At 69.9% G+C, this 17,733-nt stretch carries 13 protein-coding genes and 3 pseudogenes; 7 read left to right on the forward strand and 9 right to left on the reverse strand.

Features of this window, described 5'->3' with window-relative positions:
- Positions 1–29 precede the first annotated feature (29 nt).
- Positions 30–527, forward strand: a complete 498-nt coding sequence (locus ACFY3C_RS09250; protein ID WP_386577260.1) for a GNAT family N-acetyltransferase — start codon at positions 30–32, stop codon at positions 525–527.
- Between the two features lie 114 nt (positions 528–641).
- On the opposite strand, the gene ACFY3C_RS09255 is transcribed toward ACFY3C_RS09250, so the two are convergent.
- The 3 genes from ACFY3C_RS09255 to ACFY3C_RS09265 all read right to left on the reverse strand — a co-directional run bounded on the left by ACFY3C_RS09255 (position 642) and on the right by ACFY3C_RS09265 (position 5,478).
- A complete protein-coding gene (locus ACFY3C_RS09255; RefSeq protein WP_390770365.1) occupies positions 642–2,687 on the reverse strand; it encodes a HelD family protein in 2,046 nt (681 codons plus the stop codon).
- A gap of 531 nt (positions 2,688–3,218) precedes the next feature.
- The gene (locus tag ACFY3C_RS09260; RefSeq protein ID WP_390770328.1) at positions 3,219–3,755 is read right to left on the reverse strand and encodes a hypothetical protein; all 537 of its coding nucleotides are present in this window, start codon (positions 3,753–3,755) and stop codon (positions 3,219–3,221) included.
- A gap of 118 nt (positions 3,756–3,873) precedes the next feature.
- Positions 3,874–5,478, reverse strand: coding sequence for an FAD-binding oxidoreductase (locus ACFY3C_RS09265; protein ID WP_390770329.1), 1,605 nt, complete (start codon positions 5,476–5,478; stop codon positions 3,874–3,876).
- A gap of 75 nt (positions 5,479–5,553) precedes the next feature.
- On the opposite strand from ACFY3C_RS09265, the gene ACFY3C_RS09270 reads away from it, so the two are divergent.
- Together ACFY3C_RS09270 and ACFY3C_RS09275 are read left to right on the forward strand one after the other, a co-directional pair.
- Positions 5,554–6,192, forward strand: coding sequence for a TetR/AcrR family transcriptional regulator (locus tag ACFY3C_RS09270; protein WP_390770330.1), 639 nt, complete (start codon positions 5,554–5,556; stop codon positions 6,190–6,192).
- Between the two features lie 178 nt (positions 6,193–6,370).
- A complete protein-coding gene (locus tag ACFY3C_RS09275; protein ID WP_390770331.1) occupies positions 6,371–6,871 on the forward strand; it encodes a VOC family protein in 501 nt (166 codons plus the stop codon).
- A 164-nt stretch (positions 6,872–7,035) separates the two neighbouring features.
- Here the strand turns inward: ACFY3C_RS09275 and ACFY3C_RS09280 are convergent.
- A pseudogene (locus ACFY3C_RS09280) lies at positions 7,036–7,509 on the reverse strand (DUF6192 family protein); the annotation flags it as partial.
- Between the two features lie 30 nt (positions 7,510–7,539).
- Between ACFY3C_RS09280 and ACFY3C_RS09285 the strand changes: the two are divergent.
- Entirely contained in the window at positions 7,540–8,334 is a 795-nt protein-coding gene (locus ACFY3C_RS09285) for an SDR family NAD(P)-dependent oxidoreductase (protein ID WP_390770332.1), read from the forward strand.
- Positions 8,335–8,783: 449 nt separating this feature from the next.
- On the opposite strand, the gene ACFY3C_RS09290 is transcribed toward ACFY3C_RS09285, so the two are convergent.
- Entirely contained in the window at positions 8,784–9,308 is a 525-nt protein-coding gene (locus ACFY3C_RS09290; protein WP_390770333.1) for an NUDIX domain-containing protein, read from the reverse strand.
- Between the two features lie 1,085 nt (positions 9,309–10,393).
- On the opposite strand from ACFY3C_RS09290, the pseudogene ACFY3C_RS09295 reads away from it, so the two are divergent.
- Positions 10,394–10,860: pseudogene (locus ACFY3C_RS09295) on the forward strand (IS5 family transposase); the annotation flags it as partial.
- 44 nt (positions 10,861–10,904) lie between these two features.
- Here the strand turns inward: ACFY3C_RS09295 and ACFY3C_RS09300 are convergent.
- From ACFY3C_RS09300 to ACFY3C_RS09310, 3 genes are all read right to left on the reverse strand, one after another.
- The gene (locus ACFY3C_RS09300; protein ID WP_390770334.1) at positions 10,905–11,162 is read right to left on the reverse strand and encodes a hypothetical protein; all 258 of its coding nucleotides are present in this window, start codon (positions 11,160–11,162) and stop codon (positions 10,905–10,907) included.
- Between the two features lie 828 nt (positions 11,163–11,990).
- Positions 11,991–13,649: an alpha/beta hydrolase gene (locus ACFY3C_RS09305; RefSeq protein ID WP_390770335.1), complete on the reverse strand. Its 1,659-nt coding sequence runs from the start codon at positions 13,647–13,649 to the stop codon at positions 11,991–11,993.
- A 75-nt stretch (positions 13,650–13,724) separates the two neighbouring features.
- Positions 13,725–13,871 (reverse strand): hypothetical protein, encoded by a 147-nt coding sequence (locus ACFY3C_RS09310; RefSeq protein WP_390770336.1) that lies wholly within the window; start codon positions 13,869–13,871, stop codon positions 13,725–13,727.
- 381 nt (positions 13,872–14,252) lie between these two features.
- Here ACFY3C_RS09310 and ACFY3C_RS09315 point away from each other — a divergent pair, with 381 nt between their 5' ends.
- Positions 14,253–15,737: a hypothetical protein gene (locus tag ACFY3C_RS09315; RefSeq protein WP_386577248.1), complete on the forward strand. Its 1,485-nt coding sequence runs from the start codon at positions 14,253–14,255 to the stop codon at positions 15,735–15,737.
- Between the two features lie 826 nt (positions 15,738–16,563).
- On the forward strand, positions 16,564–17,481 hold the full coding sequence (locus ACFY3C_RS09320) for a DUF6891 domain-containing protein (RefSeq protein WP_390770337.1): 918 nt from the start codon (positions 16,564–16,566) through the stop codon (positions 17,479–17,481).
- On the opposite strand, the pseudogene ACFY3C_RS09325 reads toward ACFY3C_RS09320, so the two are convergent.
- Positions 17,478–17,726: pseudogene (locus ACFY3C_RS09325) on the reverse strand (integrase core domain-containing protein); the annotation flags it as partial. The gene ACFY3C_RS09320 and the pseudogene ACFY3C_RS09325 overlap by 4 nt on opposite strands.
- Between the last annotated feature and the right edge of the window lie 7 nt (positions 17,727–17,733).

Here is a 17,733-nt window from a genome sequence, read left to right on the forward strand (position 1 = left end):
GTCTCTTCGGTCTTATAACCTCAGCCCTTATGAGTTGGCTGCCTGACGACTTCGTCCACCCCGTGTACGTGCCCGTGCCCAACACTGCGCTTCACCTGCGGCCGATCCGGGAGGCGGACACCGCGATCGACTACCCCGCCGTGATGGGCTCCCGAGAGCGCTTGTGGGAGATCTTCGGCCCGGCCTGGGGCTGGCCCAAGGAGACGATGACGTATGAAGAGGACCGCATCGACTTGCTGCGGCACGAGAAGGAGATAGCCGCGCACCAGTCGTTCAACTACGCGCTGCTGGACGAGGAGGAGACGGCGATCCTCGGCTGCGTCTACATCGATCCGCCCGAGCGCATCGGCTCCGACGCAGAGGTCTCCTGGTGGGTGGTGGACGACCTTGTCGACGGCGAGGCGGAGCGCGCGCTCGACGCGCTGGTGCCGCAGTGGATCGCCGCCGACTGGCCCTTCCAGCAGCCCCGTTGTCTGGGCCGCGACATTACCTGGCAGGACTGGCTCGCACTGCCGCGCTCCTCGTGACACGTTCGGATGTTCCCCTCCGGGGTGTCAGGCTGCTGCACCGCGGTACGCGGCCGCCGACGGGCAGGCACCCCGGGAACTCCCGGGGTGCCTGCCCCACCTGGGTCGAAATCCTCACCTCGTGGTCTTCAAGGTCGGCTGGACGGAGAAGGTGCACAGTCGCTTGGTGGCCCGGGTCAGGGCGACGTACAGATCGCGCTCACCTCCAGGGCGGGCGGCGGTGATCCCCTCAGGGTCGACCACGACGGCGGCATCGAACTCCAAGCCGCGCGCCTGTGAGGCCGGCACCAGTCGGGCATGCTGCTCGATTCCCGCAGCCGTGAGCTGCTCCGTCCTGCCATCGGCGCAGATCACCCCGATCAACTCGCCCGGGTACGCGGCGCCCTGCTCCCGCAGCTCCCGCACAAGGGCGGCGACGAGCGACTCCGGGGCCGCGGCGAGGGTTCGAGGCACCTCGCCGCGTCGGATCGACCGGATTGCCGGCCGGCCCGGGGCGATCCGGGTGAGCAAGTCCCCTGTGGCGGCGAGGATCTCCTGGGTGGTCCGGTAGCTGACGGTCAGCGTTCGCAGGTCGAAGCGCCTTCCGAGGTCCGGGCCGAGAGCCTCCCTCCAGTCCCGGGCCACCGTCGCCGGGCCTGCCTGGGCGAAATCTCCTACCAGCGTCATCGACCTGCCCGGGCAACGGCGCACGATCATCCGCCACTGCATGACGGTCAGCTCTTGTGCCTCGTCGACGACGACGTGCCCGAAGGCCTGCTCAGGCGGGCCGTCGACCAGGCTCGCCGCCTCGTCGAGAAGCGGCACGTCAGCGTCCGTCCAGGGCGCACCGGGCGTTCGCCACAGCAGAGCCCGCTGGTCGTCGGTGAACTGCCGCAGGTACGCCGCCAGCGCGTCAGCATCCGTCAGCAGGGCGCAGACCACGTCGCCGGGCGTGAGCCGGGGCCACAGGTCCTCGACGGCCTGATCGAGCAAGGCATCGTCCAGGAGGTCGGCGCGTACGGCGTCGGCGTCGAACTCGTCGGCACCTGTGGCGGGCGTGTCCTCAACACCGAGGCGGCGCAGGTCCGCTGCTGCAGCCCGGTCCAGGTCGAGGCCGGTCAGTTGCGCGACCTCGGCGTCGATACGTTCAAGCGCCTCGGCGCCACTGCGGGCAAGCTCACGGACGAGAGCGTCGACCAGCAGCTCCTTGAACAGCCGACGCGCCGGGTTGTGCGCGAGACCACTGGTCCGTGCGGACTCCCGCGCTTGTGCGACATCCCTGTCCTGCAGACGAATCCACTCCTGCCCGACCCGGACGTCGAAGTCACCGCGTGCGGCCTGCCGTGAGCGGACCACAGCGGCCAGCCCGTCGGCCAGTGCGGCACTCCCCTTCAGGCGCGCCACCTCGAAGGTGTCCGCGGCGCCCGGCACGACGTCGGCCAGTTCCTCGCACGTCGCCAAGACGACGTCGCTCTCCCCGAGCGAGGGCAGGACCTGACAGATGTAGTCGAGGAACCGCGCGTTCGGCCCCAGCACGAGCACGCCGCGCTCCGATGCCTTCGGGAACGCGTACAGCACATACGCGGCGCGGTGCAGCGCTACGACCGTCTTTCCGGTGCCCGGACCACCCTGCACCACCGTTACCCCGCGGTTGGGCGACCGGACGATCGCGTCCTGCTCGGCCTGGAGCGTGGCAACCGCCGCACCCATCCGCCCCGTGCGCCTCTCCTGGAGCGCCGCCGTCAACGGGCCGTCGCCGACCACGTCATGTCCGGTGGGTGCGGAGCCGTCAAGCAGCTCATCGCTCACCCCCACCACCGTGCGTCCCGCCAGGCGCAGATGGCGGCGCCGCCGCAACCCCATGGGATGAACCGGCGTCGCCTCATAGAAAGGCCGCGCGGCCTCGGCCCGCCAATCCACCAGCAGTGGCAGCTCGTCCGAGTCCCTGTGCAGCCCCAGCCGCCCGATCCGCAAGACGGTCCCGTCCGCCAGGTCGATCCGGCCGAAGACCAACCCGTCCTCGGCTCCCTCCAGCCGACGAACCTCCCCCGCCAGTCGCCCGGCCGCCACCTCCCGCTCGTACGTCTCACCCGCACCATCGGACGGCGACGCGAGCACGCGGGCCAGCTGCGCCCGCGTCCCGGCCAGTCGCTCGTCCAACAGCTCGCCAATGACGGACACCTGAACTCGCTCAAGCTCCACCTCGCGCGCGGCACCATCGTTGATCGGCGACAAGAAAAGCCCCTCCCTGTTCAGCCCGCCGCTATTTCGAGGCGCCACTATGCAGACGGATTCCGGGAAAGTAAATTTTGACCAGACCAGGTGGAATGTGGCCTCTGATGCGGCACCACGCCCGCCTGCGGTTCCGGCATCGAATTCCGGCTGCTCGCCCGGCTGACGTGCCAAGCGCTGGACGAAGCATCGTGTTACAGGTACGAGTTCGCCGGTTGAATTGCCGGAACACCGCATGCCCGCGCCGAACCTTCGTGGAACAGGTACCTGGCCCGGCCCGCAGGTATGGCCAGCACACCGAGCGGCTGCGCTCTCGGCCGGCTCTGCCACAACGGCTGAACCAGGCCAGCCCGCCACTCCGACGACGGATCGGAGCCCAACTCGGTCCAGTACTCCCGGCCGGCCATGCCCCTTCCATCCCGCACGGTCCAGAACGAAGCCACCCGATGCACGCCCATCGTTTCGTGCCAGCAGTCAGCGTCACTCGAACCTGGCGTCGTACAAGTCGGCACCATCAGGAATCCAGGGGAACGTGATCCAGGGGTACAAGGTGGAGGACGCCATCTGCAGATCGAAGGCGAACACGGCGTCGACGAAGCGTTGAGGTGGCAGGTAGCCGTGGTCGGCTACGTAGTGTCCGACCAACTGCGGAGCGGCGAAGGCGATGCCGGGCGGGCCAGGGACACGGATCTCGCTGGTGCCCGCGCTGGCACAGCGATGCCCTGGTCGGGGAGTGAACCACGGGTTGGAGTCGTCCAGTCCCGGACAGAAATCGCAGTGGTGCAGGCCCAGCGTCCCGTTCACTTCCTGTACTGCCAAGATTTTCAGCAGCTTGTCGGTGAAGCCGTCGGAGACCGGCCCTTGCGTCCAGGGCTGTGCGGCTTCCAGCCAGCCCACGTTGAGACGCTCGTAGGCGGGCTGGAAGCTGACAAAGCGCACGCCAGTGGTGCAGTCGGTGAACTTGTCTCCGTCATCGGAGTAGCTGTAGGCGCTGAGGTCTTCGTAGAACACCAGCACATCCCACCATCAGGAGTGGGTGGAGGTTATTGCCGTCCGTGGCCCGGCGTCGCGGGTGTCTCTGTGCGAGTGCTGTTGGGGCAGCTGACGCGGTCCTTGCCCGCCTCTGGGCGTGTTGTCAGCCGATGAGGACGCCCGGGTTGAGGATGCGATGGGGGTCCAGGGCGTCCTTGGCGGCGCGCAGCGCGAGAGCGAAGGGCTCTGGGCGTTGGCGGTCGTAGGCGGGGCGGTGGTCGCGGCCGGTGGCGTGGTGGTGGGTGATGGTTGCGTGGTGACGGTGGAGGACGTCGTTTGCGGCGGCTTTGATGTCGTCCCAGATGTCGAGTTCATTGCCGGGTCGGCCGGCGACGGCCACGGTGAAGTAGGGGGCGGCGCCGTCGGGGTATACGTGGGTGAGGCGGCAGTTGATGGTGGCAGGGTGTCCGGTGGCTTTGACGGCGGCGGCGCTGACCCGGGTGCGGACGGCGTCGATGAGGGCGGGGATCCTGTCCCAGGTGGCGGCGGTCTCGAAGGTTTCGACGACGGCGCCCATGCGGGCCAGGCCGTCGCGTAGGTAGGGCATGCGCAGGAACGCGGAGCGCCAGGCCGTCACGGCCGTGTCGGCCGGGGCGTCCCGGTCCGTGGTCGGTGTCCCGGCGCGGCCGCCGTGGGCGCGGGCCAGGTCGAGGGCGTCGGTGAGGCGGTCGTCGACGCGGGTGGTGGCGGATTCGAAGCCGAGGATCAGGACGGAGGAGCCGTCGTGGGAGGCACCGGAGAGCAGTGCCTCGCCGGGGTCGAGCAGGCGGCAGTTGGCGGGGGCGAGGTCGGACTGGGCGATGGCACGTACCGCGTCGAGCGCCTGGTGGAAGTCGGTGAAGGTTACGGACGCCGAGGTTTTGTGCCGTGGGCGTTCCTGCAGGCGCATCCAGGCCTCGGTGATGACGCCGAGGGCGCCTTCGGAGCCGAGGAACAGGCGGTCGGGGGAGGGGCCGGCGCCGGATGCGGGCAGGCGCCAGGACGTTCCGGCGCCGGCGGGTGTGACGACGTGCAGGGACTGGACGAAGTCGTCGATGTGGGTGTGGCCGGTGGCGTAGTGGCCGCCGGCGCGGGTCGCGAGCCAGCCGCCGAGGGTGGAGAACTCGAAGCTCTGCGGGAAGTGGCGCAGGGTGAGACCGTGCGGCCGTAGCTGCTCTTCGAGTACGGGACCGAGTGCGCCGGCCTGGATGCGGGCTGAGCGGCTGGCGGTGTCGATCTCCAGGACCCGGTCCATGGAGGTGAGGTCGAGTGAGAGGACGGCGCGGTGGGTGTCGCCGCGGTACTCCACGCCGCCGACGACCGAGGAGCCGCCGCCGAAGGGGATGACGGCCACGCCGTGCTCGCCGGCCCAGTCGAGCAGGTCGGCGACCTCCTGGTCGTCGGTCGGTCGGGCGACCAGGTCGGGGATCCTGCCGGGTCGGCCGCGCAGGGCCCGGATGACGTCGCGGTAGGCCTTGCCCATGGCGTGGGCGGCGCGCGCCTGGGGATCGGCGGTGACCAGGTGTGCCAGTGCTGGCGGGGGTGTCGCGGCGGGAAGGGCGATGGGCAGGTCGGCGACCTGGGGTATCGGCAGCGGGCGGGAGAGTGTGCCCGGCAGCAGTGAGCCCATGGCGATGCATTCCGCGTCGTCGGGGTGGGCGTCGGCATAGCCCCAGCCCCACCAGGAGCGGGTGCGGGTGGCGCCGGGGCGGGACGGGGTGGCAGGCATGAATGTGCTCCCAGCGAGGTCCGAGGTCAGGTAATTTACCCAACGGAAAATTACCCTAGGGTAATATCGGGTCTCATGACAATGCTCCCTTCCAGGGCCGGCACCAAGGGCGTGCCCAGGGCCGCGCGCGAACGACAGGTCCTGGCCGCGGCCACCGAGGAGTTCGGCCGCCACGGTTACGAAGCCACCACCGTCGCCGCCGTTGCCGCCCGTGTGGGCGTCACCAAGCCGCTGCTGCACCACTACTTCGGCAGCAAGCAGGACCTGTACCTCGCCTGCCTGAACCCGGTGGGTGACCGACTGCTGGACGCCATCCGCTCCGCGATGGCCGAACGCGCCTCCGACGCGCCGCCCACCTCCCTGCGCGTGCTGCACGCCCTGTTCACCGCCCTGGACGGCCGGCGCGAGGCATGGTTCGTCCTCTACGACGCCACACTCCCGCCCGACAGCGACGCCGCCCGACGCGCGGCGCACTACCGCAGCGCCATCGACGACCTCGCCGCGACCGGCACCGCCGACCTCCTGCAAGCGGCCGGATCCAGCGACCCGCTCGACGCCGACGCCCTCAAATACGCCTGGCGCGGCCTGTGTACCGCCCTGGTCCGCTGGTGGGTCAACCACCCCGACCAGTCACCCGAAGCCATGACGCAACGCTGCGCACGGCTCTTCGCGGCCGGCCGCACCATCCTCGCCGCCGGCGACGAGACCAGGTGAGCCGGACGGACCGACACCCCACCTCCACCCCCAACTGTCCAAACCCGTGAGCATCTCCCCTGGAGCCGGGCGGGGGTGTGGTTGCCGCATCTGCCTCTGGCTGTAGGACGGAATCCGGCCTCAATGCTTCCTAGAGTTTTCCCTGGTTGAGGCATCCGCTCGCATGGAGGTAGTTCTCATGCCCGTAAAGCCGGTTCCCCCGGGCTATCACACCTTGACGCCGTGGATCATCTCTCGCGACACGGTGCGGCTCATCGACTTCATGAAGAGGGCCTTCGGTGCCGAGGAGCTCGCATGCCTGGCCGGTGAGGACGGCAGTATCGAGCATGCGGAGGTGCGGATCGGCGACTCGGTGGTGATGCTGTTCGACGCGCGGCCGGAGTGGCCGCCGACCCCTGGCTTTCTTCGCCTCTACGTCGAGGACGCCGACGCCGTGCACCGGCGGGCCGTTGAGGCCGGCGGTGCCTCGGTCACGGAGGTCACCCACCTGTTCTTCGGCGACCGGGTCGGCCGGGTGCGCGATCCGCTGGGCAATCTGTACTGGATCCAGACACGCGTGGAGGACGTGAGCCCGCAGGAGATGGAACGCCGCCTCGGCGACCCGGAGTTCACCAAGGCGATGGAGTACGTGCAAAGTGCCGAGTTCTTCCCGGACCGGGCTGCGACCGCGACCGAGTGACTGGTGGCGGTGCGCCCGCGGTGTCGCTGACCCCCCGCGCGGATCCGCCGATCTGGTGGCGGACGGTCTCGCGCTCGTCGTCGGTGAGCTCCTGCCCACGCAGCTGTCGGGACCAGCAGGCCCAAGGTGGCCACGGAACTGTGGCAGGACCTGGCCAGGTCGGGGTACTCGATGGTGTGCTCGATCGTACGAACGGCCGTGGTGTGTTCGCGGATCCGGTCGCGCGCCTCGGCGGAGTTGTCGAACTGGGCGCGGTTGACGAGCGTCCCTGTGGTGTCGTCACGTATCGCCTTCCGGGTGACGTCCGGGGGACGCAGCAGACGGGTAGTGGCCTCCTGGGTGACGGTGTCGTCCCTGGTCGGCTCCGTGACGACTCCGCACTTTCTCGACAAGGGGTGGCGTGCAGGACGCTCGTCCCGCCGGCTGCTGCAACGACTCCATGAGGGTGAACAGGTCATCGGTGGCCGGCTTCGACACCGAGCGCAGGTCGGCTCTGTGGCGAGTGGCCGACTTCGGATGAAACCGCTCCGTGGCCCGGCCCGGCCCGGCCCGTGCGGTTGGCGGGTGAGGGATCGCCACGAGAGCGAGGGAGGCCGCTCGCCCGGGCCGACGGCGCCGGTTCCACGTACTCTCGACATATGCGGTGATCAACGCGGAAAAGGAGCCCAATGGACCTCCAGCTCAAAGACAAGGTCGCTGTCGTCACCGGGGCGAGCAAGGGCATCGGCCTCGCCATCGCCGATGCGTTCGCCCGCGAAGGCGCGCACGTCGTCGCCGGCAGCCGGAGCGTCACGCCCGAGCTCGAAGCGCTCCATGAGAACTACGGCGTCACCGCAGTCGCGGTCGACCTGTCCACCGCAGAGGGACCAGACACGCTCGTCAGGCTCGCGACGCACCAGTACGGCAGGGTCGACATCCTGGTCAACAATCTGGGTACCGCGACGTCCCGTCCGAGCTTCCTGGACATCGACGACGCCGAGTGGCAACGGATCTTCAACATGACCCTGTTCAGCGCGGTCCGGGCCAGCCGCGCGGCGCTTCCCCACCTGCTGGACGCGGGCGAGGCGTCCATCATCAACATCAGCTCCATCAACGCGCGCCTGCCATTCCCCATGGTCGTGGACTACTCCGCGGCCAAGGCCGGGCTGACCAGCCTGACCAAGTCACTGTCCGAGGAGTTCGCACCGCGGGGTGTCCGGGTCAATGCGATCGCCCCGGGACCGGTCCGGACTCCCTTCTGGACCGCTCCGGGTGGCTTCGCCGACGCGACGGCGGCCCAGGCCGGAACCACCGCACAGGAAGCCATCGATGCAGTCGTGCCCCAGAGCATGGGCATCTCCACCGGACGGGTCACCGAACCCCACGAAGTCGCCGATCTGGCTCTCTTCCTCGCCTCGCCACGCGCCGGCAACATCACCGGTGCCGAGTTCACCATCGACGGTGGCCAGGTCAAGACGGTGTGATCTCATGCCCCGCTGGGGCTCTGTCTATGACGACGTCGGGCGTCCTAGCCTGTGGATACGGGTGTCCCCGGAACCTTGGAGATTCCGGCGCGGAGGGCGGTGTCCGCCACGACGGTCCTCCTCGTGGTGAACGCCGCTGACACTCTCGGTTCCTTCACGGGCGGCATCCTCGCCTCGCTCGCGGTACTGCTGGCCGTGATCGCCCATATCTGCGTTGTGGTGGGTGCGCGCAGGCCAGCAGCGACTCTGGCCGCCCCCTGTTTTTGGCCTCCGGCCGGCTGGCGAAACCTGGCGGTCCTGTGCTTCCGCGTGGACTCCATCGAAGCAGCCCCTGCCGCCGGGGAGGCCACATATCGACGGTCGGCGGAACTCGCTGGCCCAGAGGCCCGACTGTGGAGCTGTGGCACCCCGCCCAGTCTGTCCGCAGGACCGCCGAGCACCGAAGCTTCCTATGAGCGGCCGGAGACCTCGCGCAGCCATCGCGCATGCTGACGTATGCGGGATGCGTCCTCGGGGAAGTAGCTGGCCCAGTCCTCGTTCAGAGACTTCCAGGCTGCTGGCTGTCCACTCTCCGCGACCAAAGGCGTTGCGCCATCCACGACCGCAACGAACGACAGCCCGAGTGTCGCCGCCCACCCCGGGCCATAGGAACGCACCGTCGCCACCGCCGGCTCCGGTAGTAGCTCCGCCTTGACGCCGGTCTCCTCGAAGAGCTCACGGCGTGCCCCTTCTCGGGGCGTTTCCCCCGGCTCGACGCGCCCGCCCGGCGGAACCCAACCCCGCCAGCGGTGATGAACCAGCAGCACCCGAGCGAGATCCGCGTCGAAGACCCACACCTCTGCGGCAAGAGGCTCCGAGGGCCCCTGACCGACGGCCGTCAGCCACTTGCCGGCCCCGTCGAATTCCGTTCTCGCCAGCCGGACATCGGTGGCCGCGGCCTCTATCACCCGGTGCTCAAGCGCTTCACGAATCACTGGGCCAACATAAGGCGACGGTCTGACACCAGCATGGCAACGGACGACGTCCCGGACGCCCTGCGCGCCGCCTCACGCACGGCACAGACGATCCGAACGGGACGCAGGTCGGCCCGCCTCCTGTGCGAACCAATCCCTGAGGCCATCGTGCAAGAGCGGGTCTACGGCCTCAAGTTCACCACGGACTGCCTGGTCGACCGCGACGGGCGAGCCTCGGTGATCCTGCGCCGCCGGGACCTGGTGAGAGCCGGACTCGCAGTCGCAAGCACCACGTTCGAGGACGACACCGTGTGCAGCCTGTTCGCGGACACGCTTCGGGCCGTCCGTGCGGCCGGGCTGAGTTACGTCCGGTCGTTCGTCACCGACGACGGCCGGGTCGCAATCACGGAGCAGAACGTGCAGGTGGCCAGCGGATTCCCGCTGACCGAGGCCGCCGGGGCGGATCTCGTCGGCAGATGCGGGCCGGCGACCTCAACACGGGCGCAGGCGGCAAGTACGTCCACATCTACAGCTGCTACCGCAAGGCCGCCCCAGAACACACGCTGCCCCCCAGCGCGTACCCCATTGCGGGTTGGGGGACCAGAGGACTGAACTGTGCAGTGCCTACGGTCACTTAAGGCCGGTGCACCTGGTTACTGATGCGGGGCGAGCGGGGTGGTCCGGCGTGCTCCTTGAGCAACGGCGCGTCCGCAGTCCGTGTCGCCCAGGGCAACCGGACGGCGACATCGTCGCCGAGCCGCCGCAGCCGACTCTCCTGAACGGCCCGGCCGCGCCGCTGGATAGGGTCGGGGCGTGGACCGCGGCAGAAGACAGCCGGACGACGCGTTCGCCGGGGAAGCGCGGGGCGAGCTGTCGCCGCGGGCGGCCCGGGTGCTGTGGTGGGGGCGCTCCTCGCGGCGCAGTCACGTTGTGTGTGCTGTCGGCCACTCGGCTGCAGCGCGTGTCGGCGCGGGCGCTCGCGGCGATGTGCCTGCCGGCCCGCTCGCGTTCGGGGTGCAGACCGTTGCCGCAGATCGGCTACGACATCAGCACGCTGCCGGGGCCCGTCAAATGGGGCCCCGGCCGGCGAGCCGGTCGACCATGCCCTCGGACGGTCCCGCGGCGGACTGACCACGAAGATCCACCTTGCGGCCGACGGGCGGTGCCGGCCGCGAGCGTTCGTCATCACACCCGGCCAGGCGGGTGACGCACCGGCGTTCGCCCAGGTCATGGCCCAGATAAGGGTGCCCCGGCGGATCGGCCGCCCCAGGGGCGCACCGGGCATGGTCCTGGCCGACAAGGCGTACTCGTCCCGCGCGATCCGCGGCGGCGGGGCATCCGGGCGGTAATCCCGCAGCCCGCCGACCAGGCCGCCAACCGCAGACGGCTCGGCAGTCGCGGGGGCCGTCCGCCGGCCTTCGACCGCGAGGCCTACAAGCAGCGGAACACCGTCGAGCGGTGCATCAACAAGCTCAAGCAGTGGCGCGGCCTGGCCACTCACTACAACAAGACCTCGACCATTTACCTTGCCGGACTCCGCCTCGCCGCCATCTTCATATGGTCAGCGAGGTGATCCGAAAGAAACGGCCTAACCGCGACCGCCCCCATCCGTCCGTGCTACGGATTGCAGAGTTCGTCCACCGATTCCTGCCATTCCTTCTGCTTCTCCCTTGCCGCCAGCCAGTTGGCCCGGGCCTGGCCGACCCTGGCCTTCTGGGCCTCGATCGCCGCCTCGTCCGGGGGCTGTGCGGCTTCCAACTCGTGGAGCTTGCGCTCGGCGTCGTCCAGCTCCTTCAGCCTGCGGGCTGTCTCCAGTTTGGCCTTTGCAAGGCCGTCCTTGGCCTCCTCGCAGATTGGCAACGGTGAGCTCGACAACTGTCCTCCTCGGGGAACTCGCTCGACGTACGGAGCTGGATCGGGTGCCGGCCGCGTGCCACGTATGAACGGGACGCGGCCGCCCACCGTCCCACAAGCTCATGCTCGTCCCGCTCCAGGCCGTGGAACCCGCCCACACCCGGGGAGAGGTTGCGCTGTTTGGCGGGCGCACCCCGAGAGCGCGGTGCGGCGGCATGCCGGGAGCTGTCGGTCCGGTAGCGGTGGCCCGCCGGAAGTCGGGAGTCCGCTACAAGCTCACGCAGTGGCGCGGCCTGGCCACTCGCTACGACAAGACCGCGACCCTCTACCTCGCCGGACTCCACCTCGCCGCCATCTTCATCTCGTCAGCCAGACGATCCGAAGGAAAGGCCCTAGCGATGAGGGCCGGGCCTTGGGCGCCCCGGCGGCGTGCTGGTGGGCGATGATTCCGTTGATCACCTGCCGGCGATCCCGCCCTCGCCCGCACCGATTATTACCCTCGGGCATCAGCGGCTTCAGCACCGCCCACACGTCGTCCGCGAGATCCCCTTGCTGAGAACGACCGGAGCAACGAGTCACCTGATCGAAGAGACACGCCTAGCCGGTCCCGGTGAAGCCCTTGCGCCGGCTTCTGACAGGGCCGCGGTCTGGGTGGATGCGGTAGATCAGCCGCGGCCGACGGCCTGGCCTGGTGCAGAGAGCCAGGCGTCTACACCGCATGTCTTTCATGACGGGCCACTGTTCGTCCTTCCACGCAGGGCCCTTCGCCTCGTCGCGCTCGGTGGCCTTTGCAGTCGGTCGACCAGGTCATCGACCAGCAGCGGGATCGGGTCGAGGTCGTCACGAAGCTCAAGCAGGTCGTGGGTGTGAAGGGCTGACGCCCGGCATCTCGCCCGCCAGCGCGCCGCCGCCGGTGGCGATGCCGCCGACGGGCTCGGGTGCCGGGAACGGCGGCTTGTCCTGGCGGCAGGTTGTTCCGGCCGGCGGGAGGGTGCCGTCGACGAAGTAGCGGCTCTCGTACGTCTGCACACAACTGCTGGGATTTGTCAGCGCGGTGTGACCGTACCCCTCGTGGGTGAGCAGGCGGGCGTCGCCCAGTTCTCTGGCCATCGCCTGCGCGTCCGCGTAGGGAGTGGCCGGGTCGTAGGTGGTGCCGACCAGCAGGACGACGTGTGCTGTCGGCCTGTTCCACGGGCCGCGGTAACGGTCGGCCGCCACGGCCGGCCAGGAGATGCATGCCGCGGCGGCCCACGTCCAGAAGCGTCCGGCGTCGCTCGCACGGGAAGCGGCGGCCTCCTCCAGGGCGGGATAGACGGCCGGGTCACGCGGGTTGGGGCTGTCGCCGCAGAGCACCGCGCTCGCCTGTTCCTCGCCCAGGTACGGATTCGGATGCGGGACTGGTGGCGCGGGCGGGAGCGGGGCCGCCTCGGGCACCTGGCCCTGCCAGAGCTTCTGGAGCCTTCCGGCGAGGTCAGTCCATCCGGGGCGGACGAAGTACAGGCCGCTCACCACATCGGCGACCGTACGGCCGTAGGTCCACGCGCCCACCGGGCGGGCCCGCAGCCGCCGCATCAACTGGTCGAACTTGTCCCGGGTCGCCTGCGCGCCGCCGGCGGAGAAGGGGCAGCCGGCGGTGGTTGCGGAGCCGCACAGGGACAGGAACCGGTCCAGGACCGCTGCCGCTGCGCGGTCCGAGCCCATACGCGGGAACGTCGGGGACCGGGGGGCCGTGTCGGACGCGTGGTTCGTCCAGGCCTGCGGGTCGATGTTGCTGTCCAGGACCATGGCGCGGACCCTGCCGGGGAACAGGTTGGCGTAGGTGGCGCCCAGGATCGTGCCGTAGGAGATTCCGAGGTAGGTGAGTTGCGGCTCGCCCACCGCCCGGCGGAGCTGGTCGAGGTCGCGAGCGGTCTCGGTGGTCGACACATGGCGCAGCAGCTCGGGGTCACGTCGTTCGCAGCGCCGGGCCAGATCCCGGTACGCGGCGATCAGGGACGCCCGCTGCTGTGCGCCCACCGGGACGCCGACCGGTTTGCCCGCGCTCCACGCGGCGGCTTCTTCGGGATTCGCGAAGCAGTTCACCGCGGTGCTGTTGCCGACTCCGCGCGGATCCCAGCTGACGATGTCGAACCGCTCCCGCACCTCGCGCGGGAAGGACGCGTAGTTCTGCGGCATCTGCACGGTGCCGGGCCCGCCGGGTCCGCCGGGGTTGAAGAACAGGGTGCCGACGCGCCGTCCGGGGCCGGTCGCCTTCCGCTTGATCACCGCCAGCTCGATGCGGCGACCGCCGGGGTTGCCGTAGTCCAGCGGTACCCCGGCGGTGGCGCAGTCGAACGGACTGCCCTGGACACAGGGTCGCCACTCCAGCTTCGGTGCTGGCACCGAAGGCGCCGACGTGCTGCCGCCCGCGTTCGGGTGCGGCCCGGCCAGCACCGTCGAGCAGGTCAACACCGCGCCGAGGACCGCGGCGCAACGCCTGCGGCCGAGTATGGGTCCGGCTATGAGCATGCCTCCCAAACCACCGCGGACCGGCGGGCCCCGCGAGTCAGCCGCGTCCGAATGGCGGAGCCCCCGGCGCCGTGGTCAGTCCCTGCGGCGCACCGCGTAGCTCATGACGAACGCCACGATGTGGAAGCCGAAGAGGAAGCAGGCGAGAAGGCACGACACCTGGCGTTCGCTCCTCGTCTCCTGGGCCGGACGGCGCGGTTCCAGTGGGTCGTCGTCGGTCATCACTGTTCCGGTGCACATTGGTGTTGGACGCCTGGACGCCTGGACGCCTGGACGCCTGGACGCGGGGGCGGAGGACGAGGAGGTCCGCGCGACGCGGCCGGCACCATTTGACCTACACCGGCCCGCCGGTCGGTCGAGGGGAAGACGCTCGCGGAGGTCGAGGAAGCCCAGGAGGAACTCCGACTGCCCCCACTTCTGGCCTGCGAGGTCATCCACAGGAAGTGCCCTGGCCAGCGTCACCAGCGGTCAGCCGGTCACCAGCCATCCTGACCGTCTGCCAGTGTCCCCAGCGATATGCGATGGATGTTCGAGCGCCCTTCCTGTTACATCGACCTGACGCCGGCAGCCAGGCAGGTGGCAGGCAGACCTAATCGTTGGGAGATGGACCGTTTGCGTGACGCGCTGCTAGGGCTGGCCGAGAACCCGGCCCTGCCCGCGGGACTGTTCGCCCGGCTCGTGGCGAGCGGCGACGAGGAGGTCCTGTTCGCGCTGGCCGATCGTGAGCGGCTGACACCCCCACAGGTCAGGGACCTGCTGACCGTCGGCAATCCGTCGCTGACCTGTTTTCTGATCCGGAGCGGGCTGGTGCCGTGGCCCGAGATCCCCCAGGAGCATCCCGGACGGCTACTCGACGCGGTCCTCGGCGGGGTGGCGCCGGCCGCCGCCTGGCGGCAGGCTGCTGCCGATCCAGACCCCGAGGTACGGCAGGAGGTCGCCTATGCCCGCGACGCACCCGCCGACGTTATTGCCTCCCTCGCCCATGACCCGGACCCGGAGGTCGTCGCCGGCGCCGCCGGAAGCCCGCACGTTCCGTCCGAGCTGTTCCCTCACCTCGCGCGCCACCCCAGCACCGTCGTGCGGCAGGCCGTCGCAGACAACGAGAACGCGCCGCCCTCGCTGCTCGCCGCCCTCCTCGCCGACGGCGGGCGCCCGGCTCCGACCCGCTGCGGTGCCTGTCACCGCAGCGAGGCGGCGTGTGCGGACCACACACCCTGCATCCGGCGCGTCCGGCTGGCGGCCGCGAGCCACCCGGCCGTGCCGCCTGAAGGGCTCGCTGCTTTCCTGGACGCCCCCGAGGTCTGGGCGGTCAAGACGTTCGCTGCCCGCACTGACCTGCCCGCCGAATTCCTGAACCGCCTAGCCACTCACCCCTCCTGCGACGTCCGCGCGGTGATCGCCGCGAACCCCGCAGTCCCCGAAGCACTGCTGCGTACACTCGCCGCCGACTCCGCTCCTGTGGTCCGCCGGGCCATCGCAGAGAACCCGGCCGTCCCGCTCGACCTGCTCATCACACTCGCCGCTCACGAACGGCTGCCCGGCGAACCGGCACCCCGCGTCGAGTCCGCCACCGAGCTTGAACTCCGTACGCTGGCCACGAGTCGGGTGGCGCAGGCCAGGGCGCTCGCCGCCAACCGGACCCGGCTGCAGGGCGACCTCGCCGAACAGCTCGCCACCGACCCGGACATCGCAGTAGCCCAGCGGATCGCCGCCCGGCCGGAACTGGCTCCCGAACGGCTCGCCGAACTGGTCGAACGGCACGGGCCGCCCGTCTTTGCCGCGGTCGCCCGCCACCCCGGCTGTCCCGCTGCCCTATTGCACTGCATAGCGGCGAACCCGGCCAGCACCAGCCGCGCCCTGCGAGAGGTCGCCCGCCACCCGGCGGCACGGTCCGAGACACTGCTGCTCTGCCTGGCCGCCCAGGATTCCGACACACGGCGCGACGCGGCCGCCCACCCTGCTCTGGCCCTCCCGGTCCTGGAAACCCTGCTCGACGCCCCTGACAGCTCCCTTGCCCGCGCCGCGGCGGACAACCCGGCGCTGCCCGAGACCGTGATGGAACAGGTCATCAGGCGAGCCCTGAGTTGAACCCGGCCCGGCATAGCAGTGGCCAGCCGGGCTGCCTGTCCTTCGGCAACAGCGCCTCCAGCATCGCCTGGCTCAACGGTGCGTCACCTGCCACTTGCACGTGAGCACGCCGGTGGAGGGCGCGGCAGCCATGCTGAACACCTGCCTGCCGGACAGCGGCGTCATTGGCACGACCGACCCGACCCGACCTGCCTCGCCCGAGCCCACAAGGTCGCCTCGGTCAGCGGTTGTTGCGGTAGGCGATGATTCCGCCAGCCAGCAGGCCGCGCCCGAGCGGTGCGGAACTCCTCCAGGCGCCAGGCGTCGGCGTGTACTCCTCCCGCGTGTTGTGCGGGGTGGGGTGCGCACCCCGAGCTGCGGCCCGTACAAACACAGGACCTACCCCCGGTGCCGGGCGGGCGAGTACCAGCCGGGGGGAGGTGTCGGCGGCGATGCCGGAGTAGACACCGCCATCGGGCGAGCGCAGTTCAAGCCGGTCGTCGGGGAGCTGGTGCAAGCCCCAGCCGGGGATCGTCCGCAGATCGGCGATTCCTCGCGGGAACGGTCCGCAGCCCGGTCGAGATCGCGTCCTCTACCTGGATCCCTCGCGGTTCGCTCCGGGGGAGGCGGGACAACAACAGGCCCTGCCACACGGCCTACTGGCGGAACTCGCGGAGCCATTTTCCCCTGCTCTATCGCCTGCCAACTGGTGCAGCGCGGCCTAGGGACTGTCGTCAAACCTCGGCCAAAGACCGTCCAGTATCAGGGCTGGTCAAGCTGTCACAGCAGCAGTTGCGTCGCGGGTCCCGGGAGGTCTGCAGTCAGCGGGGTATGTCAGAGTCTGCGCATGCTCGAGATCGTGGTGAAGACGGAGAACTGGGAGCGGCACGTCCGTGTGTCCGCCGAGGAGCTGGCAGGGCTGGTCCGGCGGATCGGTGGTGACGGTGACCGGTTCTTGGTGGTCCAGCGGATACCCGACCTGCCTGATGTCTTCGCCCAGGTGTGGCACAGGGCCGGTGGTGACTACACGCTGGAGTACCGCGACGGTGCTGCTGACCGGCAGTTCCAGGCGATGGTCGACGGGCCCGAGGTCGTGATTGCGGCGATTACAGGCTGGGCACGCCAGGAGGCCCGATGGGACGGTGGTCTGGCTTGGTCGCTGCTGGACATGGGCCCCGCCCGCGAGGTGCCGCCGCTCGACCTCGGCGAAGACGAGCGCGGGGAGTTGGAGAAGCGCGTCCGTGAGGTGCTGGTTGGCGGCTACGCCTCTCGCGCCGAACTGGCCGAGCTCGCTGAGGAGTATTTGGTCACCAATGACCGACGACCCCTCTCGCGCGAGCAGGCACAGTCGCTGGCCGACCGGCTGTGGCTGGAGAGGGTTGCGGAGCAGGCCAAGTGGCAGGGCGAGACGGACCCTGAGCGGCTGACCCGCGCCTTCACCGCCCTGCAGGATGCCGGTATCACGGCCCGCGAGAACTTCACCTGTTGCCGTAGCTGTGGCCAGTCCGAGATCGGCGGTGAAGGCGGGCCCGACGCCCGCGGCTTCGTCTACTTCCACACCCAGTGCACGGACTCTGCCACAGCCGGCCACGGACTGATGCTCCTCTACGGCGGCTTCGATGGCTCGTCCGAGACCACTGCAGCCATTGGCCACGAGGTCGTGGCCGCACTCGAAGCAGTCGGTCTCCACGCCGAGTGGGACCATGACCCCGGCCGGGCCATCACCGTCACCCCCCTGGACTGGCGCCGCCGCCTGGTCGGCTAGGTGTATTGCCCTGGGAGGTTGGGGACGCGGCTGGCGGGTGGTTTGGCTGCGAGCGCGGTGTGTCCGCGGTGGTGATTGTAGGAGTGCAGCCAGTGCGGGAACGCCTCGCGGCGTTCGGTCTCTGAGCGGTAGGGCCGTGCGTAGGCTCACTCGGCGAGGAGGGCGCGGTTGAAGCGTTCGACCTTGCCATTGGTCTTGGGCCGGTAGGGCCGGGTTCGCTTGTGGGCGATCCCGGCCGCCGCGAGGGCGTCG

The sequence above is a fragment of the Streptomyces sp. NPDC001410 genome (genome assembly GCF_042895235.1).
Lineage (GTDB): Bacteria > Actinomycetota > Actinomycetes > Streptomycetales > Streptomycetaceae > Streptomyces.

Excerpts from the sequence above, each read along its gene's own strand:
- ACFY3C_RS09250 (WP_386577260.1), top strand. The coding sequence starts at position 30 with ATGAGTTGGCTGCCTGACGACTTCGTCCACCCCGTGTACGTGCCCGTG.
- ACFY3C_RS09265 (WP_390770329.1), bottom strand. The coding sequence starts at position 5,478 with ATGCCTGCCACCCCGTCCCGCCCCGGCGCCACCCGCACCCGCTCCTGG.
- ACFY3C_RS09270 (WP_390770330.1), top strand. The coding sequence starts at position 5,554 with ATGACAATGCTCCCTTCCAGGGCCGGCACCAAGGGCGTGCCCAGGGCC.
- ACFY3C_RS09275 (WP_390770331.1), top strand. The coding sequence starts at position 6,371 with ATGCCCGTAAAGCCGGTTCCCCCGGGCTATCACACCTTGACGCCGTGG.
- ACFY3C_RS09285 (WP_390770332.1), top strand. The coding sequence starts at position 7,540 with ATGGACCTCCAGCTCAAAGACAAGGTCGCTGTCGTCACCGGGGCGAGC.
- ACFY3C_RS09305 (WP_390770335.1), bottom strand. The coding sequence starts at position 13,649 with ATGCTCATAGCCGGACCCATACTCGGCCGCAGGCGTTGCGCCGCGGTC.
- ACFY3C_RS09310 (WP_390770336.1), bottom strand. The coding sequence starts at position 13,871 with ATGACCGACGACGACCCACTGGAACCGCGCCGTCCGGCCCAGGAGACG.
- ACFY3C_RS09315 (WP_386577248.1), top strand. The coding sequence starts at position 14,253 with ATGGACCGTTTGCGTGACGCGCTGCTAGGGCTGGCCGAGAACCCGGCC.
- ACFY3C_RS09320 (WP_390770337.1), top strand. The coding sequence starts at position 16,564 with ATGCTCGAGATCGTGGTGAAGACGGAGAACTGGGAGCGGCACGTCCGT.